This is a genomic window from Nitrosomonas sp. Nm84 (genome assembly GCF_003201565.1).
GTDB lineage: Bacteria > Pseudomonadota > Gammaproteobacteria > Burkholderiales > Nitrosomonadaceae > Nitrosomonas.
The window spans coordinates 18,511-44,825 of sequence record NZ_QJJP01000026.1; the positions used below are offsets into that span (position 1 = coordinate 18,511).

At 41.7% G+C, this 26,315-nt stretch carries 30 protein-coding genes and 5 pseudogenes; 9 read left to right on the forward strand and 26 right to left on the reverse strand.

The annotated features are described in order from the left end of the window. Positions 1-243: 243 nt before the first annotated feature. A pseudogene (locus C8R34_RS12375) lies at positions 244-507 on the forward strand (transposase); the annotation flags it as partial. 9 nt (positions 508-516) lie between these two features. Here C8R34_RS12375 and C8R34_RS12380 read toward each other — a convergent pair. The 18 genes and pseudogenes from C8R34_RS12380 to C8R34_RS12465 form a co-directional block, all read right to left on the reverse strand. Next, positions 517-979 (reverse strand): annotated as a pseudogene (locus tag C8R34_RS12380) (IS30 family transposase); the annotation flags it as partial. 9 nt (positions 980-988) lie between these two features. Next, complete coding sequence (locus C8R34_RS12385) at positions 989-3,271, reverse strand: zincin-like metallopeptidase domain-containing protein (protein ID WP_110341120.1); 2,283 nt, start codon at positions 3,269-3,271, stop codon at positions 989-991. Positions 3,272-3,305: 34 nt separating this feature from the next. Beyond that, a pseudogene (locus C8R34_RS17410) lies at positions 3,306-3,419 on the reverse strand (conjugal transfer protein TraD); the annotation flags it as partial. Between the two features lie 80 nt (positions 3,420-3,499). Next, complete coding sequence (locus C8R34_RS12395; RefSeq protein ID WP_258364493.1) at positions 3,500-3,832, reverse strand: KfrB domain-containing protein; 333 nt, start codon at positions 3,830-3,832, stop codon at positions 3,500-3,502. Positions 3,833-3,969: 137 nt separating this feature from the next. After that, positions 3,970-4,410, reverse strand: coding sequence for a transglycosylase SLT domain-containing protein (locus C8R34_RS12400; RefSeq protein ID WP_110341124.1), 441 nt, complete (start codon positions 4,408-4,410; stop codon positions 3,970-3,972). Between the two features lie 6 nt (positions 4,411-4,416). After that, on the reverse strand, positions 4,417-5,139 hold the full coding sequence (locus C8R34_RS12405) for an OmpA family protein (RefSeq protein WP_110341145.1): 723 nt from the start codon (positions 5,137-5,139) through the stop codon (positions 4,417-4,419). A 26-nt stretch (positions 5,140-5,165) separates the two neighbouring features. Next, complete coding sequence (gene trbL, locus C8R34_RS12410; protein WP_258364494.1) at positions 5,166-6,308, reverse strand: P-type conjugative transfer protein TrbL; 1,143 nt, start codon at positions 6,306-6,308, stop codon at positions 5,166-5,168. A gap of 36 nt (positions 6,309-6,344) precedes the next feature. Then, the gene (locus tag C8R34_RS12415; RefSeq protein ID WP_110341126.1) at positions 6,345-6,539 is read right to left on the reverse strand and encodes a hypothetical protein; all 195 of its coding nucleotides are present in this window, start codon (positions 6,537-6,539) and stop codon (positions 6,345-6,347) included. Between the two features lie 27 nt (positions 6,540-6,566). Next, positions 6,567-7,364, reverse strand: coding sequence for a P-type conjugative transfer protein TrbJ (trbJ, locus tag C8R34_RS12420; RefSeq protein ID WP_110341128.1), 798 nt, complete (start codon positions 7,362-7,364; stop codon positions 6,567-6,569). Between the two features lie 18 nt (positions 7,365-7,382). Further along, positions 7,383-8,756: a TrbI/VirB10 family protein gene (locus C8R34_RS12425; RefSeq protein WP_110341130.1), complete on the reverse strand. Its 1,374-nt coding sequence runs from the start codon at positions 8,754-8,756 to the stop codon at positions 7,383-7,385. A 3-nt stretch (positions 8,757-8,759) separates the two neighbouring features. Continuing rightward, a complete protein-coding gene (locus C8R34_RS12430) occupies positions 8,760-9,197 on the reverse strand; it encodes a conjugal transfer protein TrbH (RefSeq protein WP_110341132.1) in 438 nt (145 codons plus the stop codon). A gap of 1 nt (position 9,198) precedes the next feature. Next, a complete protein-coding gene (gene trbG, locus C8R34_RS12435; RefSeq protein ID WP_107803769.1) occupies positions 9,199-10,110 on the reverse strand; it encodes a P-type conjugative transfer protein TrbG in 912 nt (303 codons plus the stop codon). Positions 10,111-10,122: 12 nt separating this feature from the next. After that, complete coding sequence (locus C8R34_RS12440; RefSeq protein ID WP_110341134.1) at positions 10,123-10,878, reverse strand: VirB8/TrbF family protein; 756 nt, start codon at positions 10,876-10,878, stop codon at positions 10,123-10,125. Then, a complete protein-coding gene (locus C8R34_RS12445; RefSeq protein WP_110341136.1) occupies positions 10,875-13,409 on the reverse strand; it encodes a VirB4 family type IV secretion/conjugal transfer ATPase in 2,535 nt (844 codons plus the stop codon). Before C8R34_RS12445 ends, C8R34_RS12440 begins: the two co-directional genes overlap by 4 nt. Next, positions 13,406-13,717: a conjugal transfer protein TrbD gene (locus C8R34_RS12450; protein ID WP_107803766.1), complete on the reverse strand. Its 312-nt coding sequence runs from the start codon at positions 13,715-13,717 to the stop codon at positions 13,406-13,408. Before C8R34_RS12450 ends, C8R34_RS12445 begins: the two co-directional genes overlap by 4 nt. Positions 13,718-13,719: 2 nt before the next feature. Then, entirely contained in the window at positions 13,720-14,142 is a 423-nt protein-coding gene (locus C8R34_RS12455; RefSeq protein ID WP_308811236.1) for a TrbC/VirB2 family protein, read from the reverse strand. Between the two features lie 31 nt (positions 14,143-14,173). Then, on the reverse strand, positions 14,174-15,136 hold the full coding sequence (gene trbB, locus C8R34_RS12460) for a P-type conjugative transfer ATPase TrbB (protein WP_110341138.1): 963 nt from the start codon (positions 15,134-15,136) through the stop codon (positions 14,174-14,176). 65 nt (positions 15,137-15,201) lie between these two features. Next, positions 15,202-15,528: a helix-turn-helix domain-containing protein gene (locus tag C8R34_RS12465; protein ID WP_244073769.1), complete on the reverse strand. Its 327-nt coding sequence runs from the start codon at positions 15,526-15,528 to the stop codon at positions 15,202-15,204. 337 nt (positions 15,529-15,865) lie between these two features. Between C8R34_RS12465 and C8R34_RS12470 the strand changes: the two genes are divergently transcribed. From C8R34_RS12470 to C8R34_RS12490, 5 genes are all read left to right on the forward strand, one after another. Next, a complete protein-coding gene (locus C8R34_RS12470; RefSeq protein WP_107803763.1) occupies positions 15,866-16,732 on the forward strand; it encodes a ParB/RepB/Spo0J family partition protein in 867 nt (288 codons plus the stop codon). A gap of 177 nt (positions 16,733-16,909) precedes the next feature. After that, the gene (locus tag C8R34_RS12475; RefSeq protein WP_107803762.1) at positions 16,910-17,938 is read left to right on the forward strand and encodes a hypothetical protein; all 1,029 of its coding nucleotides are present in this window, start codon (positions 16,910-16,912) and stop codon (positions 17,936-17,938) included. A gap of 817 nt (positions 17,939-18,755) precedes the next feature. Beyond that, a complete protein-coding gene (locus C8R34_RS12480) occupies positions 18,756-19,103 on the forward strand; it encodes a KfrB domain-containing protein (protein WP_107803761.1) in 348 nt (115 codons plus the stop codon). A 185-nt stretch (positions 19,104-19,288) separates the two neighbouring features. Further along, positions 19,289-19,918 (forward strand): ParA family protein, encoded by a 630-nt coding sequence (locus C8R34_RS12485; RefSeq protein WP_107803760.1) that lies wholly within the window; start codon positions 19,289-19,291, stop codon positions 19,916-19,918. Positions 19,919-19,984: 66 nt separating this feature from the next. After that, on the forward strand, positions 19,985-20,269 hold the full coding sequence (locus C8R34_RS12490) for a ribbon-helix-helix domain-containing protein (protein ID WP_110341141.1): 285 nt from the start codon (positions 19,985-19,987) through the stop codon (positions 20,267-20,269). Between the two features lie 1,289 nt (positions 20,270-21,558). Here the strand turns inward: C8R34_RS12490 and C8R34_RS12495 are convergent. From C8R34_RS12495 to C8R34_RS17135, 3 genes are all read right to left on the reverse strand, one after another. Further along, entirely contained in the window at positions 21,559-21,957 is a 399-nt protein-coding gene (locus C8R34_RS12495) for a PIN domain-containing protein (protein WP_107803759.1), read from the reverse strand. Next, positions 21,954-22,193, reverse strand: a complete 240-nt coding sequence (locus C8R34_RS12500; RefSeq protein ID WP_107803758.1) for an AbrB/MazE/SpoVT family DNA-binding domain-containing protein — start codon at positions 22,191-22,193, stop codon at positions 21,954-21,956. The genes C8R34_RS12495 and C8R34_RS12500 overlap by 4 nt, the downstream gene beginning before the upstream one ends. A gap of 112 nt (positions 22,194-22,305) precedes the next feature. Beyond that, positions 22,306-22,437 carry a hypothetical protein gene (locus C8R34_RS17135; protein WP_258193062.1) on the reverse strand — a complete coding sequence of 44 codons (132 nt, stop codon included), beginning with the start codon at positions 22,435-22,437 and terminating at the stop codon, positions 22,306-22,308. 24 nt (positions 22,438-22,461) lie between these two features. Between C8R34_RS17135 and C8R34_RS12505 the strand changes: the two are divergent. After that, positions 22,462-23,306, forward strand: a pseudogene (locus C8R34_RS12505) (IS3 family transposase); the annotation flags it as partial. 30 nt (positions 23,307-23,336) lie between these two features. Here C8R34_RS12505 and C8R34_RS17295 read toward each other — a convergent pair. Further along, positions 23,337-23,545 (reverse strand): annotated as a pseudogene (locus C8R34_RS17295) (recombinase family protein); the annotation flags it as partial. A 124-nt stretch (positions 23,546-23,669) separates the two neighbouring features. Between C8R34_RS17295 and C8R34_RS17415 the strand changes: the two are divergent. Continuing rightward, entirely contained in the window at positions 23,670-23,954 is a 285-nt protein-coding gene (locus C8R34_RS17415) for a BrnT family toxin (RefSeq protein WP_107803756.1), read from the forward strand. Continuing rightward, entirely contained in the window at positions 23,929-24,183 is a 255-nt protein-coding gene (locus C8R34_RS12520; RefSeq protein ID WP_107803755.1) for a BrnA antitoxin family protein, read from the forward strand. Before C8R34_RS17415 ends, C8R34_RS12520 begins: the two co-directional genes overlap by 26 nt. A 138-nt stretch (positions 24,184-24,321) precedes the next feature. Here the strand turns inward: C8R34_RS12520 and C8R34_RS12525 are convergent, their stop codons facing one another. The 4 genes from C8R34_RS12525 to C8R34_RS12540 all read right to left on the reverse strand — a co-directional run bounded on the left by C8R34_RS12525 (position 24,322) and on the right by C8R34_RS12540 (position 26,242). Continuing rightward, positions 24,322-24,621 carry a type II toxin-antitoxin system RelE/ParE family toxin gene (locus C8R34_RS12525; protein WP_107803754.1) on the reverse strand — a complete coding sequence of 100 codons (300 nt, stop codon included), beginning with the start codon at positions 24,619-24,621 and terminating at the stop codon, positions 24,322-24,324. Further along, on the reverse strand, positions 24,602-24,895 hold the full coding sequence (locus C8R34_RS12530; RefSeq protein WP_107803753.1) for a type II toxin-antitoxin system Phd/YefM family antitoxin: 294 nt from the start codon (positions 24,893-24,895) through the stop codon (positions 24,602-24,604). The genes C8R34_RS12525 and C8R34_RS12530 overlap by 20 nt, the downstream gene beginning before the upstream one ends. Positions 24,896-25,064: 169 nt before the next feature. Then, positions 25,065-25,514, reverse strand: coding sequence for a hypothetical protein (locus C8R34_RS12535; RefSeq protein ID WP_107803752.1), 450 nt, complete (start codon positions 25,512-25,514; stop codon positions 25,065-25,067). Beyond that, positions 25,511-26,242 (reverse strand): conjugal transfer protein TraL, encoded by a 732-nt coding sequence (locus C8R34_RS12540; RefSeq protein WP_107803751.1) that lies wholly within the window; start codon positions 26,240-26,242, stop codon positions 25,511-25,513. The genes C8R34_RS12535 and C8R34_RS12540 overlap by 4 nt, the downstream gene beginning before the upstream one ends. Positions 26,243-26,315 lie beyond the last annotated feature (73 nt).

The window sequence follows — 26,315 nt, forward strand, 5'->3', positions numbered from 1 at the left end:
GAATAGAATAATAAAAATTTACAATAAAACTAATAATCTCAATTATTATTGCAAGGATGATTTAAGCATATAAAACCAATAGTTGATAGTGATCATATAAATTTCGCACAAGAGCCTGTAGTTATTACAGAGCTGTTTACTGTATATGTTTCCACTTTGAAATAATAAGCAAAAATGAGCTTCCCCCGAAAAATAGTCTTCCAAGGGTGACGTACAATTAACGTTACTACTGAGAGGAAGACGATGAAGAAGATACCGAAGCAGGAATACACGACCGAGTTCAAGGAGCAAGCGGTCAAGCAAGTGAGGATGGGAAAGTCGATTGTTCTGGTAGCGAAGGAACTGGGATTGGTAGAACAAACACTGCGCAACTGGGTAAAGTTGGCAGAGGCAGGCAAACTTAACGGTAAAGGTACCAAGGCTGTCACACCGGAACAAATGGATCTATCCCGGTTACGTGCTGAGAACGTAAGGCTGAAACGGGAGTGTGAGATCCTAAAAAAAGCAACTGGAGATTCAACCGGTCATTGCAACACTACTGAAATTTTCTGTGATGGCGATAAAAAATTCAACGTTTTTCTTGGCCGATCATTTAACTCTTCTGCCATCATGTCGAGTTGCTCCTGTGAATAAACGGATAGATCGATCTTTTTAGGCATATATTGACGGAGTAGTTTATTAGTATTCTCATTGGTTCCTTTTTGCCAAGGTGACTTAGGATCACAGAAATAGACTTTGATATCGGTATCAATAGTGAACAGTTTGTGCTGCGCCAATTCCATCCCTCGATCCCAGGTCAATGATTTTTTTAGTTGCTGGGGCAGCTCAAAGACTTTCTGGGTGATAGCGCTAACCACAGTATGAGTATCGTTTCCAGTTAATTTAACCAGCGGGAGCTTCGTTCGACTAAGGTTGCGATATACGACTTTTGGGTGCCGCAGATTAAATCGCCTTCCCAGTGTCCCGGGATGATTCGATCGTTATAGGATTACCTGATCAATGCCCGTTTTTGCTTGATTTCCTGCTGCTTAGGTTCAATAGGGACTTGTAACTTCAATAAGCTGTCCTGTTTAACCTGCTGAGATATTTTTTCAACAACCGTTCCAACCTGACGTTTGACTGCTTCAATACCCAGAGTGCTCTTATTCGCCAGATCATTAAAATCACTAAGTTTCAGTGACACTTGCTCATCGGGTGCAAATGTCGGAAAAACTAACCCACCATTCACCAGCTTTGCGGCTTCGATAGCTTTTTCCCGGCCTGGATTGATGCCATTAACTGATTCTTGTATGAAATCATCATCACCTGCGATTACAATGGGTTTCTGAGGGTATTTTTCATGCAAAACTTGAGCAACTTTGGACAAATTGCCAGAATCAAATGCAGCCACAACCGGACAATTTAAGGCTTGCGATAAGGTATCTGCAGTTGCATAGCCTTCTGCGATCACAATCGCCTTAACATTGTCGAGTGCAGCCAATCCCCGATATTCACTATCAACCACATGAAAATTGCTTTCTTTTTTGCTACCTGTTACAAAAAACTTGGCACCACCCGGTTGTATCGTTTGCACTGTCCAGGTTTGCCCATTGATGTCTTCTGCCGGTAGCAACAAATCACCGGCTGTTAAAACGATGCTGCCTGGGCTTTCTTCACGTAATGCCTTGGCTTCCTTCCAGTCTTTACCAATTTTAATCATAGAATCAGCGGGCAAAGCATCTGCATTCTCAGGTACGACTCTCAAATCACCTGGCCGTGCATTCTTATCCAACAGGTAAGGATGTTCAGAATCTGCAAGTGGTGCGATTGCCAGTAATTCCTTGATAGCTTCCGCAACTTTCAATTGCTGCTGGTGTTGCTCGGCTTTTCTACTTTGCTGCTTGATGGCGGCCTTTGTCACAAGCGCCGTTTTTTGCTCGTCAGTTAAGGAATATCCTTTGGCCTTCCAGCGTGTCTCAAGCCCTGACCGATTATTCTTGAAATATCCGGCAGGATGCCCATCCAGATGTGCCACATAAAACCCGGATTTTTCACCGGGCTTGTCACCGATAACCTTGACTCTGTGTTTGCTGCCATCCATTAGCGGATGATTGTCGTCAACAACGCAACCGTGAGAGCGCAGTAAGTCGGCAAATTCAGCTTCAGGCGACATAGCGGGATCCTGCTGTCCGGAAACATTCTCAGGCAGCCAACGCTGCAAGGTGCGAATATCCGCTTCTGGCCCTACATACCAGGCTTTGGCCGTGTTATCCCAGCAAGCACCGGCGGCTTTCGCCAGATCTTTTTCTGCATAAGGAACAAATAGGTATTTACGTGAGTCTGCATCATTATTCTGCTGGCTGGTCTGATCCATCGTGATTTCCTCCTGATCAACAATTTCCTGTTGCTGTGAGAATGATAGTACATAATCCTTGATTTTTTCAGCATCAGCCGCCGCTCTAAAAATCTCTTTCGGGTCTTCTTCCAATACCTTGATCCATGAACCCACATAAGCAGCATGTTGTTCTGGATCATGACCAATGCCCAATTCACCCCCTAGCAACATACTGGCAATCTCAGCGCGCAATTCTTCTTTTGCATAGCCTTCACTTCCAAATGGATGAGAGAGATCACGATTCAAACGTGTCTCTGATCCACTCCAATGTCCCAGTTCATGTAGTGCCGTTGCGTAATAGTGTTCCGGTGCTGAAAACTGGTGCTTATGCGGCAAATGAATGCTGTCCGTTGATGCCCGGTAAAATGCGCGGTCATTTTCACCATGATGGATGATGGCATTGGATTGTTGCAATATTTGTTCGGCACGATCCAGCGGCTCCCAATCGGGGGCTTTAATTTCAAGCTTGGGCAAGTTATCAATCTGTTCAGCATTGAATACGGATGCATAAAACACTCTCGGACGTTCAAGTTTTACCTGTTCTTTTATTTGCTTACCCTCGCTATCCAGAACAGGATTACCGTTGTCATCTTTTTTGATGCGCTCATCCGCAAATTTCCAATGTTGCACCAGTGTGCTTTTTTCACCTTTACGAACCTGTGCGCCAAAGTTTACTGCCTGTTTGTACGTCAGCCAGCGCGGATCAGTGCGCCCCTGACACATCAATTGCAACACATTAATGCCCTTGTAGTTTTTACCCGTTGTTGGGTTATTCGGTAATGTTAGAAGTGGATCTCCTGGCTGCCACGGCTTTTGCCAAGGTGCGGTACCTTTCTTTAGTTGCTCAATCAAATTTTCGGCTATTTGCTCATGAAAAGTCTTTTTGATTTTTTCCATCACGCATTAACCCCTATGCTTGTTGATCTATCACGCTATCCAGTGCATCTTGTTCGCTCAAAGCATCTTCCTCAAAGGCCCCAATCCTTACAGCTTCCATTGGATCAAATTCAGCTTGAAAGCCTGGTATTTCAGCGTCCTGAAGCTTCGCATCTATGATCTCGTCCATGATCTTCAGGTCTTCCACCGACATCCCATTTAACCCATTTTTTGTCTTATTCATGTCACTTACTCCTGTAAGGAATCTTCTAAGGTTAGATTTAATTGGTTATTGTCGTACCGAATAGAAACATTCTTGCCAATGATTGGTTTGGTTTTAAATGGTTTCAGTTTGTGTGTGATAAATTCTTTATCTACCTTTTGATAAACAATTTCTTTTTCTTTATCTATATAAAGAATGATTCCTTCATAAACGGTATTGTTTGCTTCAGCTTCTTTTGACAAAAATATGTTATACACACCCGCCACAATACCCTTTTCAACCTTCTTTATTGTGCCCACAGTTTCCCATCCCTGGCCATTGTGGCTTTGCAAAATTCGAAACCCATTCATTACGATCATTCTCTGTTTCATTCCTGGTCTATTCCCACAAAGGATTCATAGGATTTTGCCTGTCATTTAGGCACGGCTAAATAACATTATCGTTGCGTGACATAGGCCGGTTATTCACAGTTCTATCCACGGAATTTGTTAGTAACTTATTTTTTCTTGTTGTCCGCTGTCATGAAACGATTTTCCAGCCAATCCGCCCATTTAGCGGCTTTAGCCATCAAGTCAGCCCGATACTTTGCATTAACTTTTGGAGTACGCGAATGATAATTGGCCGCTTTTGTCCACAAATCGCCTTTATCTTGCTTGATATGCAGACGTATTCGCCAAGCTGCTAGATCATAGGGATAGCAACCGGGTTGTGCGACATCATTGGATGTGATCCCGTATCGGGCTAAATCGCCCAGGTAGGCCGTATTGAATTGCATTGAACCCACATCATGCGTTCCATTGCGGTTACTCACCCATTGCCCCGGTTTTCCCCCTTCTTTTTCCGCAACGGCCAAAAGTATATTGGCCGGTATTTCATACTTTATGGCCGCCGTGATTGAGCAAACGATTCTTTCTTGCTGATCGGGTGGCAAATCCATTATGGATTAATAGGCCGGTTGTTGAATATATTGTTGCTGATCTTGGTGCTGCGGCAGTTCTTGTTGTCGCTGTTGTTGTGGTTGCGGCTCTTTCACGAAAATCTCTACACGACGATTTTTTGCTCTATTTTCAGGAGAAGTGTTGGCTGCCACCGGTTCTGATGCACCCCGGCCATCAATACTGATACGATTGAATGCAATACCCTGACTAACCAGATACGCACGTGTGCTGGCAGCACGGTTTACCGATAAGGGGTTATTAATGGAATCATTGCCGGTATCATCGGTATAACCAATAATAGTCGCCTGGGAGTTTGAATTACTCTTAAGTCCTGCGGCCAGGCTATTGAGTACCGGAAGCATTTCAGGTTTTATGGTGGATTGCCCGGTATCAAAAGAAATATCGCTGGGAACATTGAGTTTTAATTGGTTGTCGGCTGTTTGAGTAACAGAAACTTTTGTGCCTTCAGTAGCCGCTTCCATTTTTTTTTTTTGTTCTTCCATCCGATTAGACCAGATATAGCCACCCACTGCGCCGACACCCGCACCAATTCCTGCACCAAGAGCCGGGTCTCCTGCTATGGCACCGATAATGGCACCAACCGCAGCACCCGCGCCAGTACCCATTGCCGTGCCTTTTGCTGTGCTTTGCTGTGATTCGCTCATACTGGCACAGCCACCAAGTATAAATACCAGCACGATGGCAGAAAGAATTGATTTGTTAACCATAACAGCCTCCTCATTAAGTTTATTCATCACTTTGGTTTCCTTGTAAGATGATCATCAGGCACCTCCCACGGATCATGGGATACAGTTTGTGCGCTTCCATCCGGATTCGGTGTAGCAAATGGTGTTCCGCCGGATGTATTGATAGACTTTGCCGCATCGGCAGCAGTTGATGAAGCAGCAGCCATTTGACGCGCGCCTTCCGCTAAATAAGTCGCGCCCATACTGGCAACAGCCATCGTGGCTGCTGCTGCACCCACTACCTGACCACCGCTATAGTTTCCGACCCCTCCTGCATTAATACTGCTACCCGTAATAATTCCGGCCAGCATGGGCGGTAGCTTTGAAACCAGGAAATAAAAGGCAACAGCAAAAATTAACATGACTCCCAATTCTTCAAAGTTCATGATGGTTTTACTCATTTTTCCATAATAATTGGTCAGAAAATCGCCACCAATCCCAACAATCAACGTCATGGCCAGCAGCTGGATACCAATGCCTAATACTGTCTTGTAATAATTGATCGCGAAATCAGTTGTCCAACGCGCCCCGCCGAAACCCAAAAAGAAAATACCCGCATATAGAAGCACCCATGACGAAATCAGCAGCAATAACATGTTGACTGCGACGACCGTCAGAATGATTACAATAATGAGTGAAAGAACGAAACCAATAAGGCTGTCAATGGGGTTCCAGACAGATGCACTCTGGAGGAATAGATACCAAATTTTGATAGCTACCTCAATAATATTGCCGTGTCCTGATCCGGTTAGCCCGGATGCCTTATTACCCAACATCTGCATGGATTCGATAATTGATCCGGCAATGTTTTGTCCTGATACAGCGTTGGTTAATAACCAGAAGAAAAAACCTGTGAATATGATGAAGCGGGTGAATTCAGCAAAAAAATCACCAATGTCCGCTTTGCGTAATGCCATCATGCCAAACGTCCACACCATGGAAATTAACACCAGTGTCCAAAACAAACGTATAGCTGCGCCCTCTAAAATGACGTGCCAGCCTTTGGCTTTAATTAAAAACTTTTGCGCAACCTGATCAAGTACACTTTGATTGGTTACTGGATCAATATAGGCCAACTCAGCAAATGCGCCAGATGAGAGCATCATCAGACCCAAGGCACTAAACAAAAGACATAGAGTTGATTTATTCACAGGCTTGGTCCTCTAATTAATTGGATTCTTAAATTGCTACTTTACTTCTTCAAGTACGATAGGATTGCCTGATGCATCAACTGGCCCTTTGACAGTCCAGCGTATTGCGTCTCCTCTAAGTTCCGGTTTAGGTTCTTTAAGCTCCAAATATCCCTTGGGTTCCTGACATCCAGCCAAGGTTAAAAATAATGCCGCAGTCATCGCAATAATGATTGTTTGATTGGTTTTCATAATTGTGTCCTTTGGTTTTAAGTTAAATTAAAATGCGTCTCTGACATTCCAGATTTTTGCTGCTGGAAAGTTAACCGGACTAAGCCGTTTGGTTGCGGCCTGATGTGCAGCTTGATTTATCGCTTCTTTGTCTACAAGCGCCTGATTTTTGGCATTCTCTGCGTTAAATTGTGCAATCATCATGGTTCGCAATTGTAAAAGTTGGTTTGACTGGTAAGCAGCCAGTTGATTGGCGTACTGAATCGCCTCCAGCTGCCCTCCTGCTGTTTCTGCCCGTGATTGCAGCAATTGCAAATGCGCGGCATCGAGGGGCGCCCCATCTTGATGTATTTCCAAGCCCCGTAATGACGCATCATTGGCGCTTTTTTGCGCGTTTGTGCTGGTGTTCTGCCCTTGTTTTATCAAATCCCAGGCTGTATCTGTGCAGTTACCGCCCAAATTAAAACAGGGAGAACCACTGTAATAACTGGCGTTCCTGTACCTGTTTAAATAGTTCTCTACGCCGCCCTGGTCTTGATAATATTTAAGTGTATTGGACGCTTGAACTAATCGATTCATCGTATATTCCGCTTTTGCCCAGACATAAGCTGCTGGTGCTACCGTGTTGCGGAGCATGTTTTCATATTGCTGCAATTGCGTCCGATACTGATCAATCTGTTTGAGTCGCATCTCTACATTCTCATAAGCGGTAATCGAAGTCTGTTTAATATTCGCCATATCAATAACAGCCATACCCCCTGCTCTAATGTTTGATGAATGACCGGCACTCCAGATTACGAGCAGGATTGCTATCCACAGGGCGGTTAGATTTTTACTGTTTATCATGTTAGATCACTCCTTTCGTTAATAATCAAATGATTGATACGGTTTAGAAAAGACCATGTCTTTGGTAACAATGACATTGAATCTAAAACCTGGGCGTATCTCTAGTGTTGGCGCAATATTCAGATTTTTCATCATTAGTCGCGTGGTCGCTTGCCCCAGTTGCTGGCCTAGCGACTGACTCAATATGCTACCGGCATTTTGCCGCCCGAATACGCCCCCTCCCCCAGCATCACGCTGACTGTACGTGGCTCCTGCTATCACGGCTGACATCAATAATGCCGATCCGAATATTCGCAAATAATGATTATTGACTTGATCTTTGAATCCCGCTTGACCGATACCATCAGCTCCCGGCATCGCACCAATATCCATTGTCTTGCCGTCAGGAAAAATAATCCGTTGCCATGCAACCAATACACGCGATTGACCATAGGCAACATCACTGGAATAACTCCCGACCAGACGAGCGCCTTGAGGTATCAAGCGCCAACGGCCTACGGGTGTGTCATAAATGTCCTGACTGACTTGCGCCATGATTTGGCCGGGCAGTTCTGAATTAATACCGGAGATAAGCACAGCCGGTATTACAAATCCGTTCAGTAGGCTATACGGTGTTTCGGGTGCTGCTGGCTTGCTGTCCAGTTTCCAACGACTCCCCTGCCCTGTTGAATCAAAGTTTGCATAATTGTTATCAGGTCTTTTTGAATCTGCATCAATTAATTCTGGTGCTGAATCATCCAAACCATCGCGGCCACCGATAAGCCCACTGTCCTTGATTTGTTGTAATCGCGCAAGATAGGCAGCAGCAGGATCATCTTTTGCTTGTGCATCGACTTGTTGTCTGACTGCTGCTATTCGTGCCAATGCTTCTTTCCTGCTGGGTGTTACGCCAGAAGGAGCATAGTTGGCGGATGGAGGTGAAGATGAACCAGCACCAGCACTTCTCGGTGCTTCCATAGCCACATTGGTTTTTGCTTTTACCGCTTGCTCAAATAGTTGCAACTTCATCATACGAATATGCTCTGAAGCGGGATCTCTTTCGAGGCTGTTAACTGGTGGTAATGGGGGTAAATCAAGATTACTGGGGCGTGCAATCATGATTTCTGGCGGCAAGTCCAGCGCAGGTTCTGTGGGTTCCGGTCTTTCAGGTTCAATGAAGCCATCCTTGTATTCGCCCGTAATAAACGCGGCCAGCATATTGCTTGATCCAGCTTTTTTGCTTTCTTCGGCATTGTTTGAGTCTTGTGGTTCTGAGCGATTTATTGCCACAACCATCATGATTAATAAAAAAGCCAGCATGATACCGACAACAATATAAATCGGAAGGTTGTTGACCCGGCGCACGCCAGATGACGATATGGTTTCAGGAGATGCGTCAGCAGACATACTCATAACTTACTCCTTACGAACCCAGTAACCTGCCGGGTTTATTGTGCTCTCATTGAAAATATACGCGCGAGTTAGAACATGCTGATCAACAAAGACTGTGAGACGGTATAAGCCGTCCATTTGGTCAAAAACATATCCAAGCGTCATACCATCCGATGTAGGTGTATCCGCTGACTTGTTAAGGTTTGATTTTTTATGTTCATGGATGGCATAGCCGCCAGCTCGCAAATTATCTACTAAAGCATCACCCAATGAATCTACCGTTGGATGTTGCATATTAAATTGAGTGCTGGCCGGTGGATAAAGCTGTATTAGTTGCCCTGTCACATCACTGGCTATACTTTTGTTGTGAGCCTCATCGTTATGCGCCACAAAATTGCCAAATTGTGTTGTTGCACAACCAGTCAGAATGAATATCAAAACAAGCATTGATAACCGGAACATATTAATTTCCTTGTGTTTTGGTAATCGTCACGCGGCTTTGATCGCTGCCTACACCCGCAATCAGATACGCTTTATCAAAAACCGCATCAACGATGTAGCGGTCATGCTGCAAGCGGTAATTAACCATTACCTCTGTGTCTTGTGAGAACAAGCCACCTTCTTTACGCACCACCATCAAAACCGGCGCTTCTTTTTGCGAAAAGGTTGTCGGCATCTGAATAATTGTTTTCTTGCCATCGTTATAGACGCGCAGTGGCTTCCAGGCTGCGGATCCAGACACGCTATACAAAAAATCCAGATCGCCTAAATACTCTCCCGTCGAGGGTATTGTTCGAGATGATTTAATCTCCATTGCGTGGTTCTCTCTCATTTTGACGGCATCCCATTTTGCCTGTGCATCTTCGGGATAAATAAAGGCAACGCGCGGCATAAATTCCTGCCGATGGGATCTGAGCCGCATATGATAAGTACGCCGGTCGGTAGTCACAACCAGTGAGGTTTCCAGCCCGACATCAAGGGGTTTCACAATCAAATGTTGTACTTCGAGCGCGGCACGGCCTGTTATTGCCGGTTCGACTTGCCAACGCACTTGATCGCCCAAGTGAATAGAATTCACTTGTTCGCCGGGTTGTAATTGAATATCGCAAACCTGCAACACCGCGCAGACAATGCTGGGTTGTTGCGCACCAAACAAAAACCGGATGGTGCCATCGGGTCCAGCGACCGGCTTGATTCCCGTGGCGCTGGATTGTTGCCATTTCTTAGCTATTTCAATTGAAGCCCTTTCCTGTGGTGTTAGTTGAGGATTGTCTTTTGCAAAATAGGAATCAGGAAAATTACTGCCTACCGCTAAAACAACGGAAGGAAGCAAACTAATATAGAGAGTAATAAGTGCATATCGAGCGTATTTCATTATCATTCCTTTTTATATTTGCTTTGCCCAAGAATAATCCCGCACATAAATGCCGAGCGGGTTATTACGAATTTGTTCCTCAGTTGTATTTGCAGTTGAATCAATGCTATAGATAGTCAAAAGCGCGCGCATTATGAAGGGGGGTTCTTTGGGATGCCCTTGACGGTCATAAACTAATTCTTTCCAGATCACCTGCCAGGTTTCAGGGCTTTGCGGAATAACCGAGACAATCTCAATATTCACTGTCTCATTCGCGGCGCGTTTGAATGGGCTGCTCGTATCCGTACCGTTTAGCCAAACGTTGGTTTTGGCGGTTGCCGGATCATCCGATGAGAGCATGGCGTATGCCCGAAAAATTGCGCGGCGCTGTAGGGCAATGTCAGGTGTTACCATCCGCAAATCATTAATAAACGAAGCGACCGATGCGTGAATAACCCGAGGATCAGCCGGTGCCGCCATGTCTGCCCGTGACACGGCTATCGCCTCCCCCAGGTTATCAATTCGTACCACGTAGGGAATGAACTTCGACTGGCTGCCGATATGGATAATCCCCCCAACGGCTGCTAGTGTGATCATCAGTGAAAGTATTGCCAGTATCTGCCACATATTGCGCGATGCAGCCACAGATTCCATGTGATCATTCCACGAGCGCCGCCCCGATAAATAAGGATTCTCATTTTCCCCTTCGCGGCGGCCACCCTCTATGAATTCATCAGCTAATCGTGCATTTTTAGGATTAAGATTAAGTAGTGCTTGTATTGACTTCATGACATGGCCTCATTATTTAATTTCAGTCCTTTAATATCCAGCCATTCCTTGACCCATTTGTCGCCATGTTTTGCGACCAACTGCTTGATTGTGGCAATTGATTCTTTATCTGATGAGCCGACAAAGGCTAAAGCTAGTTTGCCTAATGCCAAGTCGTAGAGCCTTCTGCCATCTTCTGATACATAATAATATTGGCGCTTAGCAACCGCCGATGCAATGATTCCAATCTGGCGGGAATTCAGTCCCATGCGTCGATATAACGCCGCAGTATCCTGATCACGCGCGTGTACGTTCGGTAGGAATATCTTCGTTGCGGTGGATTCGACAATCACATCTAGAATGCCGCTGTTGGCTGCATCGGATAAGCTTTGCGTTGCCATCAGCACGAAACAATTCGCTTTACGCATGACTTTTAGCCATTCACGGATTTTTTCACGAAACGCAGCATGACCCAACATAAGCCAAGCTTCATCCAGTATGATTGCCGCCGGTTGGCCGTGTAAGTCACGTTCAATGCGTCTAAACAGATACAAAAGGGTTGGCAATGCATATTTCTGACCCAGGTTCATTAGTTCCTCGATCTCGAACGTTGTGAATGACGACAGGGTCAAACCATCATTTTCTGCATCCAGCAAATGACCCATCATGCCATCAATCGTGTACTGCGCCAGTACATCGCGGATGGAGTCATCCTGTATCGTTACCACAAACTCAGATAAGGTTTTAGCATTACTTCTGTGCATGCTGGTGATGGCGTTACTGATTTCATTACGTTGCGCTGGTGTAATCGTACTGTTGTTCAGTTCGATGATGGTGCTAATCCATTCCAGCGCCCAAGCACGATCACCTTTTGTTTCCAGAAATTGAAGGGGGCAAAACGCCAGAGAATCATCATCTGCGGCAACGGAAAAATGCTTTCCGCCAACTGCCTTGGTCAGCGGATACATTGACATGCCCTTATCAAAACAATAGATGGACATGCCCTCGTAGCGCCGCAGTTGCGCAGCTATGAGGGCCAAATGCGTTGATTTACCCGCGCCGGTTGGGCCAAACATGAAGGTATGACCCAAATCCCGTACATGCAGGTTTAACCGAAACGGCGTAGCCCCTTGGGTAGTACAATGCATGAGTGGCGGAGCCATGGGCGGATACATCGGACAAGGCGCTTCATTCTTTCCCGGCCATACTGTATTGCTCGGCATCAAATCAGCCAGATTCATTGTGTTTAATAGCGGGCGGCGTACATTCTCAACACCATGTCCAGGCAAACTGCCCAAGTACGCATCTATCGTGTTGATTGTTTCAATTCGAGCAGTAAATCCCAAATGATTAATTGCTTTGGCCACTTGTCGTGCGGACGCCTCTAAATCCCCTCGGCTCTCACTCATCAACACAACCACACTGGTATAGTAACCTTGTGCCACTTCACCGCTATTTGTCTCAGCAATTGCAGCTTGTGCGTCACTCACCATATTTATGGCGTTTTGATCGACATTACTGCTATGCGAATTAAATACTTGATCAAAGAAGCTGCGAATCTTTTGTTTCCATTTTTTACTGAACTTCTCCAGGTGGCCGACCGCCTCATGTGTATCCATGAAAATGAAGCGCGTTGACCAACGGTATAAACAAGGCAAATCAGCTAGCGAGTTAATGAGCCCTGGCGAAGATGCAAGCGGAAAACCCTCAATGGATACGACTTGTATGAAATTCTGTCCGATTTTAGGTACTACCCCACCCCAAAACTCCTGACCACTTAATAGCGCATCCAGATAAATTGGATTTTTGGGTAGAATCACTGGATGATCAAGGCCACTGATGCAAAATTGTATCCAGCGTAGAAAAGCATCATAGTTAACAGACGAATTATCTTCTTTGGTTATTATTTTACCTTTCAACCGCTTCATTCTGAAAACACTGGATAAGTGGGATTCAATATTCGCGCATTCGCGCTTAAAATGGTTAAGCAAAGCTATTGTTCTGGTTTTGGAATCAACCGGCACACCCTCGTCATCAAACATCAGTTCAACAAACTTCTGTTGTGCCAGTAGCGGCGGTAAATAGGTGGCTGTTATCACATAATTACTTTCATATAACGTGCCAACACGCTCAAAAAATTCACGCCGCTCTTCATCAATGGCTGCTGAGACAGGATCCGGGAAATGCGAATCATCTTTGGTGGAATAACCGGGGGCGGGTTTACGAACAGCATCAATATGGATCATCCAACCGGAACCCATACGTGATAAAGCATGGTTAATTTGTAAGGATACTTGGTCGCGTTCAGCTTCCGTGCTGCTATTCGAGTCTACGCCCTGATAGGCCCACGCCGCCATGAGCGACCCATCTTTGCCGACAATCACACCATCATCAACTACAGACGCATAAATAAGCAGGTCAACAAAACCGGGTTCTTTAGAGCGGTGCTTAACTAATTTTGATTTGCTCCCGACTACGTTAATACGCATAAACAAAATGAATAGCATCACCATCCCGCTGCCGGAGAAAAAGAAAATTACGCTCTCTATCATCGGTATTGTTTCCCTTGTGACTTTGTGTTTTCGTAGAAAGGCGTACTACGTGCCGGATAATAGGTTCTGTATTTACGGTGCCGCAAATACACCTTGCGTAACAGCGGGTCATTCTTTGCCATCAGGCGCAATGCAAATAAGGCAAAAACCCATAAGGTAGTTCCAAATACAAATGCCTTGAATTCAAATGCACTGAATATCAACGCAAAAGCCAACAATCCCGAAAACATGACAAGTTCCCTATCACCACCCATAAAAAGATTGGGGCGATTCGCGGATTGCCTGATCTGCGTTAAGCGCAAGGACATAGCTATCCCCTGCCCTCACTTGTGTTACTTTCTGGCGTAATCAATTCGTCAGTCGATTCTGGCGTGAGTTGTAATACCTCACCGTTTGATGAAATGACAGCACCACCAAACAGATTGGTCATGATGTTTTGTGCGCCAATCAATAGCGCCATGACCAGAACAATAAAAATCAATGTTCTGAAAAATGCGTTTAGTTCGCCACCAAAGATCAAAATACCACCGGCAACAACAATGCCGACAATAGAGAGCGTAAAAGCAACGGGGCCAGTGACTGAGTTTCTCAAACTCACAAGCCAAGTTTCATACGGTAATGCACCGCCGCCACCCACTGATGCAAGCGCTAGCTCAGGAACAAACAGCAGAAAAGGAATTAATACGATTAATGAGTTTTTGAGAACAGAAGCTTTCGAGTCTTCCAGTGCCATTGCATATTTCATTGAATACCTCTTTTTTGATTTAGAATTTTTTGATGCGGAAACTACCCCGCCTGTGGCCATCAACTTCTATGATTTCCTGAATACGACGTCCCGTTGGTGTGCGAAGTATATGCACGACCAAATGCACAACTTCTCCGATTAGTGCATCAATATCCGCCGGTGCTGATTTGTTACGTGTAATTAATGAATTTAATCTGGTTAGTCCTGAAAGTGCATCATTGGCGTGTAGTGTGGCCGCTCCACCTTCATGGCCTGTATTCCAGGCATCGAGTAAATCCAGTGCTTCCTCACCCCTCACCTCCCCTACCAGTATTCGATCTGGACGCATGCGCAGCGTTGTTTTGAGTAGTTGGGTCATCGAAACATCTAATGACGTGTGGTATTGAACAAAATTCTCTGCAGCACATTGAATCTCCCCGGTATCTTCAATGATGAAAATCCGCTCGGACGGATCATGGTTGACCATTTCATTGATGATTGCATTAACCAGTGTGGTTTTACCGGAGCCGGTGCCACCCACAATAAGGATGTTGCGATGTTCTGCAACGGCAGATTTGATTTTCTGGCATTGCTTAACCGTCATCATTCTTTGCTCAACGTATTGTTCTAGCGTGAATATCACAACTGCTTTTTTGCGGATAGCGAATGTTGGGGATGACACAATGGGGGGAAGTTGTCCGGCGAAACGAGAACCATCAAGTGGAAACTCGCCTTCAATAATGGGTTTTAGCTTGGTGACTTCTTTGCTGTGGTATCCGGCGACTGTTTTGATAATGGCTTCGGCCTGGGCTGGCCGCAGATCACCGATACACGCCATTGTCTCACCCAGTTTTTCAAGCCAGACGCGACCATCCGCGTTGACCATTAACTCAACCGTTTGGGGATCATTCAGCGCATTGATTAGTAATGGACCCATGTCTCGATCCAGCTTCCGCTTGGCTCTGTCTTTCAGCGTCGCGCAACTATCTTCAGAATCTGACATGGATATATCCCGTTTATTTGTTAAGCTTAATTAACAATATAACGAGATACTATTTAATGCAACTACTATTTTACTTTTCTTTTTTTACGGGTTAATACCTGCTTCTTATTTTCCGTGTCCCAAATTCGAACCTGATAAGCTTGAAACTTCGTGAGTGTCCCACACACGTGTAATAGCCCTTCTGGTAAGTTTGATTTTGGTGTCACGCTCATAAGTTCTTTCATTTCTGCTTCAGAAAGATTTGTTTGCTCTAAAAGGATAGGAAGTGGTGTTTCCAGAGCATTTGCAATAGCCTCCATAATTCTTAATGACGGGTTGGCCCTATCTTTTGTCAGGTCAGACAAAAAAGATAGTGAGATATTAGCTTTTTCAGCCAACTCTATTTTTGTCATGTTTAACTCATCCAGTACTCGTATTACATTTGTTAAAAATATCTGGTTGTACAAGCTTACTTTCTCCCTGCGTTTGACTTGATTCGGTTAGTACTCGCCATATGGGTTAATGTTTATCCTGTTAAAGAATCAGCTTTTGAATATTGATTCAATAATTTTTTGTATTACATTTAACTTTAACTTATATATCCATAAAGATACAATGATATCTTTATGTTTTCTAGGAGAGAATAACTGATATAGCAAAGAATTAATTTAGGTGCTTCCGGTTTATAAAGTAATAAATCTGTATTGATAATTTTATCCTTATAAATTCTAGAAAAAATACCAAAAGATAATGAATTACAGCACTAAAAATAGCCTTATTAAGGTAAGTTCATTAGAGCTTGATTTAAGCTTGATTGATGAAGATCCTAACCAGCCACGTACTGAATTTGATCCCGTGACCTTACAAGAACTTTCAGACACTATCCGTCTTCGTGGTGTGAAAACCCCAATTTCAGTACATCCTCACCCCCAAATAGAAGGCCGCTTTATTATAAATCACGGCGCCAGACGCTTTCGAGCATCTATACTCGCCAAGAAAAAAACAATCCCGGCTTTTATAGACACCGATTACTCTAAAGTTGATCAAATGATTGAAAACCTACAACGAGATGCTTTAACACCAAGAGAAATTGCTGATTTTATTGGTTATCAATATTCCAAAGGATTTAAAAATGTAGAAATTTCGAAGATGATTGGTAAATCTCCCGGATTTGTATCACAACACTACACACTCCTAAATTTACCAAAAACAATTGCAACTATATTTAATGCCGGGAGAACGCAAGATGTAATAGTAATAAATAGCCTTGTTAATGCGTTTAAAGAAGCTCCTGAAATTGTAATTGAATGGTTAAATAATTCAGAACAAGAAATAACACGCGGCTCCGTCAAACTTTTACGCCAATTCATTAAAACAGAAGAGAAACAAATTACTCAGACTACAAGCAATCCAGATACTAAAATTCTAAATAGCAAAAAGAAAACAAACCCACCACCCCATTACTCCAACGATAAATTACTAACTCTTTTAGGCCAGTTTCATGAAAAAATTGAAACACAAAATGATATATCAGCTAAAGCTCTTGATAGTCTGACAATACAGGAACGAACACATCTATCAACTTTACTAGATAAATTAGTTAACTTTGCAAAATAATAAAAAGATATATAAGATATTTAAAACTAATAAATAACCGATATATAAATATTTATTTGTTATAGAGCTCTGAATTAAAGTTTTAACTTATTTTCTAGGTCAAAGAGGTAGTAAGACATGCTTAACTCGCCGATAATTTATAGCCAATCTAATACATCAAATACCCACAGACCCCCAATGAAGAAACCACCAAAAGATCCAATAAAAAGTTTGCAGCTTGATTTATTTTCTCATTTTGTAACCAATGATTTAAGTCAAGTCTCAAATACTGTTGAATTATGGGAACGTATACCGAAGTATTTCTTTACAACTAAACAAGCAGAAAAACTGCGTACTATTGATGGATTAGCAAAACCTTATAAATGGACATATAAGGAAAACGGCAACGAATACTCTGTTTCTATTCAGCCCGCATTAATCGAGCAAAAGAACCGAGGCTATAAAGCTTATTTCCCTGGCGTTACAGAAGAACTCATAGAAGAGGCTCTAAAGAAGATATTTAGTGATCAACAATATGCGATTCATGACCCTGAAAAAATAGAAAGCTGGGTTAAGTTTACTTTGGGAATGCTACAAAAAGAACTTAAAATAAGGGGCCGAACACGTGATCTTGATCAAATAAAACATGCTATAGAAGTAATGAGTAAATGCAACATCACTCTTTCAAAAAACAATAAAGAAATTTGGAATGGAAACATCCTTCAAGACCTTGTTACAGTGGGTCGTAATGAATACTTGGCATCTACTGATACACATCACATCGCAAGACTTCCACTCTTCATTAGCCACAGTATAAACAATCTTGACTATCGTCAATTTAACTATGACCGCTTAATGAGTTGTAATGAACAATTAACTAGATGGATTTACAAGCGGCTCATAAACCGTTTTACCCAAGCCAGTCCCATAACTGAATATTCATGTATGTATTCAGATATAAAACAAACAAGTGGCTTGTTGCAACAAACACGAGAAATTGATAACAGAAGAAAAATACTATCTGCTTTTAATGAATTACAACAAAAAGGAATTATTCAGTGCCTTCAAATAGATGAGCGTAAAACAGGCCGTACTATTTCAGACGTAAAATACACAATTAAAGCAGCTCCACAATTCATTAGCGAACAAATAGCTTCTAATAAGCGTGCCACCGATACAAAAACAATAGCACAAAAATCAAACATTCGCATTATCAAAAAAGCATAGGAATAATTAATCTATACATAACTCTTATTTTGACTCATACATGTTATAGCTTTAACCCACATATGATATAGTTTTGACTCACATATGTTATAGCTTTAACCCACATATCATATAGTTTTGACTCACACTTAGTTATAGTTTTAACTCACATAGATACTAAAAGATATAGTTTCAGCTCACACATAAGTTAAAAAGTTATAGTTCTAACCCACACCTAAACTAAAAAGATATAGTTACAGCTCACACATCAGCTAAAAAGTTATAGTTCCAACTCACACATAAGTTTAAAAATTTAACTTCTCCCAATCTTTTAAACACTAGGTTATAGTTTTAACCCACAGATAAACCATTATTATCCTTATAACTAATTGATATTAGATAGTATTTAACCTGTGGATAACTTCTTATTCTTTTCTTCTTTTATTCATATTAATATATTAATCGTAACTGTCGACAAACATATTAATTAAGCCCGGTGAAGCTAACCATCCACCCCGCTTAATTAATTAAAATACCATTAGCCTGTTTATATCAAAAACAATATTACAAATCACAGCTTCGTTATATAAAATAATCCTTGCTCAAACAATTTAAGGCACATTTAAGACGATTTAAGCGCACAGTGAATGGGATACCATCAACCGATATTCTTTACAGCTTAATAATCTGCTAGAAATCAATTCTAGTTGCATTTAGTCCCCCACCTAAAATACAAAATGATTTTAAATCTAAAAAAATTAACGCCAAGAAATAAAAGAAAAATACAACTTTCGTTGTCTGGATTAACTATTCATGAAAGTGAAGGTCATTTGACACTATGAAAAAAAGATTACTTGTTATGAACGGACAAAAATTAACTCAAAATGATTCCACAGGCGAGTGGAAAACTGTCAATGTAAGCAAAGCTATAGGCATCAAGCCCGGTATATATAATTTATATAACGCTGTTGATGCAGACCCATCAAAAGATAACATTGGCGAAGTCATTCATATCGATAAAAAAGAGAATGTGCTTTATCAAAAAAATGGATTGCAATATATAAAACATGATCTAAGCTTTTTTGACCAAATCCCAGAAACAGGCTTAATGATAAATATCAAATATGAAAACAACAAAACAAGTACAAGTGAAGTTTCAAAAACACTTAGCCAAAAAATTAAATAACCATTTAGTGAATTCTATTCTTCCTTCCTCACCCTTAAATAAAATTATTTAACTCGCAATTCACCGCGGGGCAAATTTATTAATTTCTAATCAATATTATTTATATATTACAAAATATAAGAACACATGCATAATATCATGTGTGCACACATTTCAGTGTGATCAATCTAACGTGTGAGATTACCATGGAAACTATTGCTATCATTAGTCAAAAAGGAGGCTCAGGGAAAACAACCATTGCCTTACATTTAGCAGTTGCATCTTCAAATTCAGGATTAAATACTGCCCTAATCGATCTCGATCCACAAGCTTCTGCAACAAAATGGGCGGATCGCCGTGAAAAAGAATTGCCTGTAGTGCTATCAGCTCATGCTAGCCGTTTACATAATGAAATACGGCGTGTGAAAGAAACCGGAGGACAAAGACTTTTTCTTGATACTGCACCTCACTCTGATAGCGCAGCTTTAGAGGCTGCCAAGGTGGCTGATCTTGTACTTATTCCTTGTCGCCCTGCTATTTTCGATATGGAGGCGATTTCAAATACTCTTGCGCTTGTTCAAACCACAGGCACGCCAATTTTCGTTGTGATGAATGCCGTTGCGCCACAGGGACAAGAAGCAGAGGAAGCAATGGAAGCAATCGGAGAGTTAAATGTGGAAGTATGCCCTATTCAGCTTGTTAATCGTATTGCCTTTGCCCGATCATTGATTACTGGATTAACTGCACAGGAGTTTGAGTGTTATGGTAAAGCCGCAAAAGAAACGGCAAATTTGCACACATTCATGTGTGCACAATTGAACAAGATGAATCAATAAAGCACCCCACTGCAAGCAGCGAGGAATTAAACCCGAAGAGAAATTAAATGGAAGGACCATAAGAACATGACCAATAAATTTGCAACAGCTTTAAAAGGGCGTTCTGCTAATGAACGTGTCGAACCAATATCAGGCACAAGAGCTACTAGTAATGCACCTTCCCTACACGATCGACCTTCACGTAAAAATACTAAACACGTGGGAGGTTATTTTTCTCCAGAAGTATCAAAGCAATTACGTCAAATTGCTTTAGATGAAAATTCATCTGTTCAAGTTTTACTAGCCGAAGCAATTGATATGCTCTTTCATAGCCGTCAAAAACCGACAATTACACAAAAAACTGTAAGCTAGACATAATGTGCATGTATTCATGTATTCATGTATTCATGTATTCATGTGTTGAAGTGTGCACACGTTATAATATGAACACGATATACATTTTTATTTATTTAGTACCGCACTTTACGAATTTAAGCGCTGTTTAGACCCTATAGCATTTAAATATTTTTATTATAAAAACTTCCTATTTTTCCTTAATATAAACAGTTGGTGTGTTCATATGTTCATAATATATAGTGTGCACACATGAACTATTGCACGAATTATCACATGAACGAACGAACATATGAACACATTCAATTAATAGTATTAAATTTTTCGATAATTAGCGTATGGCTGAGACGACTAGTTCGATTACGGAAGCATCATTGCTATGGTTACTGTGCCTTAATGGATGAGTCGTTTCTGATTTATTAATTTTTTTGATTTTGAGTCAAGCTGAATCAACGGGTTTATTAGCAGACAAACATAAAAAATTTCCTTTCGTTTAACTTGCAATTCCCAGAGGTCTTGCCGCGGGGATAGGTGCAGCGCGCGTAGAGCAAATTTGTTATCCTCTAATCATAAAAAAATTTTATATATATAAAATGTGTGCACACTATATATAATGAACACTTGAACACAAGTTGCATTAATGATCCTATAGAAAGGTGTTCTTACTTATAACTTTCTATCAGTAGTGACGATACCTCCAGTTCATTAACATTAGAATTACCGTGTGCAGGATCGTTGTCTATCTGTTTAATTTCTCTTTCGGGTTTAATTCCTCGCTACTTGCGGTGGGGTGCTTTATTGAAGCGAGTCAAACTATTTATGCTCTTGTTTGAATTTCATGATCATGATTATGTATCACCCATTCACCTGAGAAACTCTACTTATCATACTCCGCGTCGCGATGTGTAAAATGGTATCTTCTGCTAAGAAGAGTCAGTTAAATTTAGAAGCTTAGTACTTTGAATAAGTCAGCCTGGGTAATTTCTAACAATAGTGCCTAGTGAGGTGCTGAATAACACAATGATATAAAGTTTCATATGAAATTAATCACGTATAGGATACTTTGTATGATTAACTTAGTATGTTACTGTTTAATCTACTTTAAACTGTTAAAAATAAGTGTTACAGAAACGGTCGTTTATGAAACAAGTAAAACTATATTAATTGGTTATGCAAGGGTCTAAAAATCGGATGGTTCTCAAGTTCTTGATCCTCAATCAATGCACTCATAGAGCAGGGTGTCTCACCGGATCATATGAGTTATAGAACGTTAGTGCAGGTATTTATTACAAAGCTACTAGGTGGATTCACCTTAACAGTTGAAAGCCAGGTTGTTTGGACGCTTTTTTATCAAACGTCATTGTTTCTGTGCAACCCCTCGCTTCATTGATCCTTGCCAATAGATGATCGGGAAAGTCCACATTCGAGTTTTGATAATCATTGAGTGCTCGCCAAACTACTTCTGACTCCATTACTTCCAATTGGCTGACTTGTAATATGTTTTCGACCATCGATGCAATGTCATCACGGCTCTGATTATAATTACTTTCCAATACCCACGCCAATTCACATAAAACTATCTGGCTTATAAAGCATGGGTTGTCATTCGTACAATGTGTTTCAATATATCGAGTGGCTTGAGCCGATTGTATGGGATCATCCTGCGCCAAATAGCGTACCAACACATTTGTATCTAAACCTTTCAAGACTGGCTGCCTTTGGCTCTAATCGTGTTCTTCATATCCTCGATACTTACTGCTTTTTCTGGTTTTGGGATAATACCTTTTAAAGTGGTAACATTTTTGGTCACAGGAATAAAATTGACTTGTCCACAATCACCTACAATAAAATTAACTTTGTCTCCATTCTGGAGATCTAATAAAGTGCGGATCTCAATTGGAATAGTAATCTGGCCTTTGCTGGTAATTTTCGCTGTCGACATAATTAATTTTTTCTTTCACTAAGAGATAGCTTTCATTATATTCCTTACATATCGGTAAGGCAACATGATGTTAAGATTTCCTCGTTATGCGCCAAGCACATAATGTCATGTTCTAAACTGTCCAGAACCATTTTGGCGGGAAGTGACAATAGAAGGTTGTTCTGCCGATACCAAGGGTTTTAATGATGTCGGAGATAAAAGGGTAATTTTCAGTATCTTTGAGCATGGCTTGTACTGTGCGCATTTTATCATCCTTCATTCAGACGAATTTGGTCAGCTTCCGCCCAGTCAGATTGTTCCCAGGCTAGCCGACTGCGGACAATACATTGCTTCCGAATCAACTTTCTATCGCGTACTGAGAGCGGAAAATCAGCTCAAGCAGCGCAGAGCGGAACGACCAGTAAAACAGCGTCACAAGCCGCGTGCGCTATCGGCAACGGCACCCAATCAGTTGGTCAGTTGGGATATTACTTACCTGCCCACACTGGTATTGGGAGTCTATTTTACCTGTATTTGTTCATCGATATTTTTAGCCGCAAAATCATTGGCTGGCAAGTTTATGATACAGAAAGCAGTGAACTGGCCAGCGACGTCATGCGCGATATTTGCATGCGAGAAAAAATCGCGCCGGACCAGGTGGTACTGCATTCGGACAACGGCAGCCCGATGAAAGGCGCAACGTTGTTGGCTACCCTGCAAGCATTGGGTGTGACACCATCATTCAGCCGCCCGGCGGTCAGTAACGATAATCCATATTTAGAGTCGCTATTCAAGACGATGAAATACCGGCCAGCTTATCCTAGCCAAGCGTTTGAAAGCCTCCTTGCCGCCAGGCGGTGGGTAGGCATGTTTATCCAATGGTACAACCATGAACATCGTCACAGTGCCATCCGCTTTGTAACCCCGGCAGAACGCCATGCCAACCTGGATACCGAGTTGCTGCAGAAGCGTGCCAATGTGTATGAAGAAGCGAAGAAGAGGCATCCGGAACGCTGGAGCGGCGTTACTCGGAACTGGCAGCCAGTTCGTGTCGTTCATTTAAACCCGGATCAACGCGTTCCCAAAAAAACCGATCAAAAGGAGGTTAATTCAGAACTCAAAAAGACAGCATAAATTCATACGTTCAGGCGACAACTAGCTTGACAACGACCGTGCCAGGCGTGAGAGTTTCCAGATTACCAGCGTATCACCTTCACGCATATATTTAAGAGCATCTTCTAACTGCAAACGTTTTGTACTTGCCCTGATATTTTTTCGGTAAATATCTTTTTACATCCTGCTTCATTTAGTGCCTCAATCTGTAATTGTGGATTTTGATCCAGAGTGGAAACCCGCGCATATCCGATCAACATATTTTCTGTTCCCAAAACGATCGTTTAGAGAATAACCAAAAGGGTGTTTCGGTATTTGTTCTGAGGATTTCTCACAAAATATATAATTCTTGACATATGTACATACATATTGTACATATAGAAAATGCGCTATGAATGGAGCCCTGATAAAGACATAACAAATCTAAAGAAGCACGGTATTAGCTTTAATGAAGCTTGCCAAATTTTCGAGAACGATGTTTTTACATGGATTGATAAGCGTAAAGATTACAACGAGACGCGAATAATAAGCATTGGTTCGCTTGATGGGGAAATCATCATTGTTGTTGTTCACACAGATAGAAATGGTATAACGCGCATTATTTCAGCGAGGCCAGCCAAGAAGAAAGAAAGGAGGTTGTACAATGAGCATATCAAAAAAACGTCTTAAGGAAATTAAAGCTATTAAGGATGAAGATATAGATTGCAGTGACATTCCTGAACTTGATGAGACCTTCTGGAAAAATGCTGTACTTGTTCACCCGGAGAAGAAAGAGCGCTTAACAGTACGCTTTGATGCGGATATGGTCGAATGGTTTAAAAATCAGGGTAGAGGCTACCAAACCAGGATGAATACTGTTTTGAGAAGCTTTTATGAAACTCATAAAAAAGAACTGTAAATTAATTGGTGTTGTTGAATAATTTGTATTAGCTCCGATACGATCTAGCCTTATTCGTTATATTTCTGGCCGTCGCTTGATGTCTGGGCCACATTCAACTTGCAATTCCCCGTGGCAAGACCACGGGGAATTGCAAGTTTAAAATGGATTTCGTTGCTGTGCCCCATGTTTTACGTGGAGGATCTGAACGGTTCTATCCTGTATACGGTATAACACGCGATAATTACCTATTATTAAGTGTCTAATTTCATATTCATAGTAACGATCTTCAAAAGCCATAGGGCAGCGCGCAGGAAAATCTTTTAGGGTCTGTATTTTGTCATAGATAGCAAAATACCAACTTGTTGCATTGTTCTGGGAATCCTTGGCAATATAGAGATAAATGTCTTCTATTTCTTTTGCGGCTTCTGGTGCAATGTCAATCTTGTACTGTGTCACGCTTTAAGCCATGTTTTTTCTCAAATTCTTTAAAAAACTCATTAGCAGGAATACTTTTACCTTCATCATGAGATTTGGCTGCTTGTGCTGTTTTCTCTAGCGTTTCTAATAAATCTATCATTTCTTCGTAGGCTCTTGCATCTTGAATGACTAACTCCGCTTTGCCGTTCACAGTCAGTATTTCAGGTTTTCCAGTTTCTTTTAAGCGTTTGATATGCTCCGCAGGTTTGCGGCTAAAATCTGAAACGGGGTTTATAGCATTCATTCTAAACATGATAAGGCCTCAACAAATTATTTACGGATTATAATCAGTTTATAGAATGCTATCTAGCTTGACAAGCTTAACGGGGAAAATTTAGAAAGCATGCTTTCGAGTAGTTGGTTGGAGGAAGCGCATCATATTAAGGCATTGACTTTTAAATATTGATTTAAAGACCCCTATTTTACATTTTCAAATAGATAGTCAAAACAATTCCGGCAGCAATTAAAGTAATAAATGAAGCGATAATATTCAATATTGCGGTTTGTCTTGAAGTTGTCATTGTTTTGCAGGCTTCATTAAATTCAGCATGCAAATCAGCTTTCCAACGCTCAATAATAATATTGGATTGTTCTTCCATTACGCGTGAGATTTCTGTTTTGCTGGTTTGTATGGTTGAATTAAGAACTCGATCCGAATGATTTTTAGCTGCCATGGACAATTCAGAAACAGTCACTTCAAGCTGACTTCTAAAATTATCCAACAATTCCTGCTGAGCAGCCTTGCTATCCGAAATGAGGCGCTCATTCATGGTATGCAGTATCATGATGGGATCATCTTTGGATACGGCAACACCATGAACGGATGCGATTTGCTGAATTACTTTATCAATCTTTTCATCGGTCGTACTCATGCCAATACGGCTTGTGCACCTTCTAATTGCTCAAACAGATCGCTTTGTATTATTGTTAGCCGTTGGCGATTCATGATGGTTAATTCCGGTTTTTTGATCGCATCGGCAAAGGTCAACTTCGCTTGGAGCATTTCACTTAAATCACGACCAAAAGTTTCCGGCTTGTATTCTGGTATTTTGATAATGGCTGATACGCGGTTTTTGTTATCCAGATAAACACTCAAAGATTCAAAGCTTTTGCCTTCGAGCTCAATCTTTCCCCAAAAAGGATTAAGCCAGACAACAAATGAAACATCATCAGGAAACTGTTTTACCATCTTCTTAAATCCATTTAAGGTATCTGTCAGTGCCTGACCACCGGTAATAACGGTATGGACGATCAGCTCAATACCACTGTTTTTAAGCAGGGCAGGTATCTGATTGCTGATTAAGTAATGTGCCAAAGCCACAAAGGTACTGGCGCCATTATCAATCACCACATCGGTTTTACTTTTGGAGATGGATTCAATCAAATCATCAAATTTACGTGGATCAATTTCGTCACCTTCCATTAAATCCAATCGCTGAACATTTAATTTCTTAAATCCATGAAAAGTAGCATTCACCGGGTCAGTATCAATGCAAAGAACATTTTTCTTCTTGGCGTAATAATGCTGTGCCAGTATGGATGCGATGAAAGATTTACCAACCCCTCCCTTACCTTGCAAGATCATGTGTACTTTAGCCATTAGAATAGTTCCTTCATAAAATTGTTGCGTTTAAATTGAAGCTTGCTACATCACGTTGTGAATCTTGATTCTT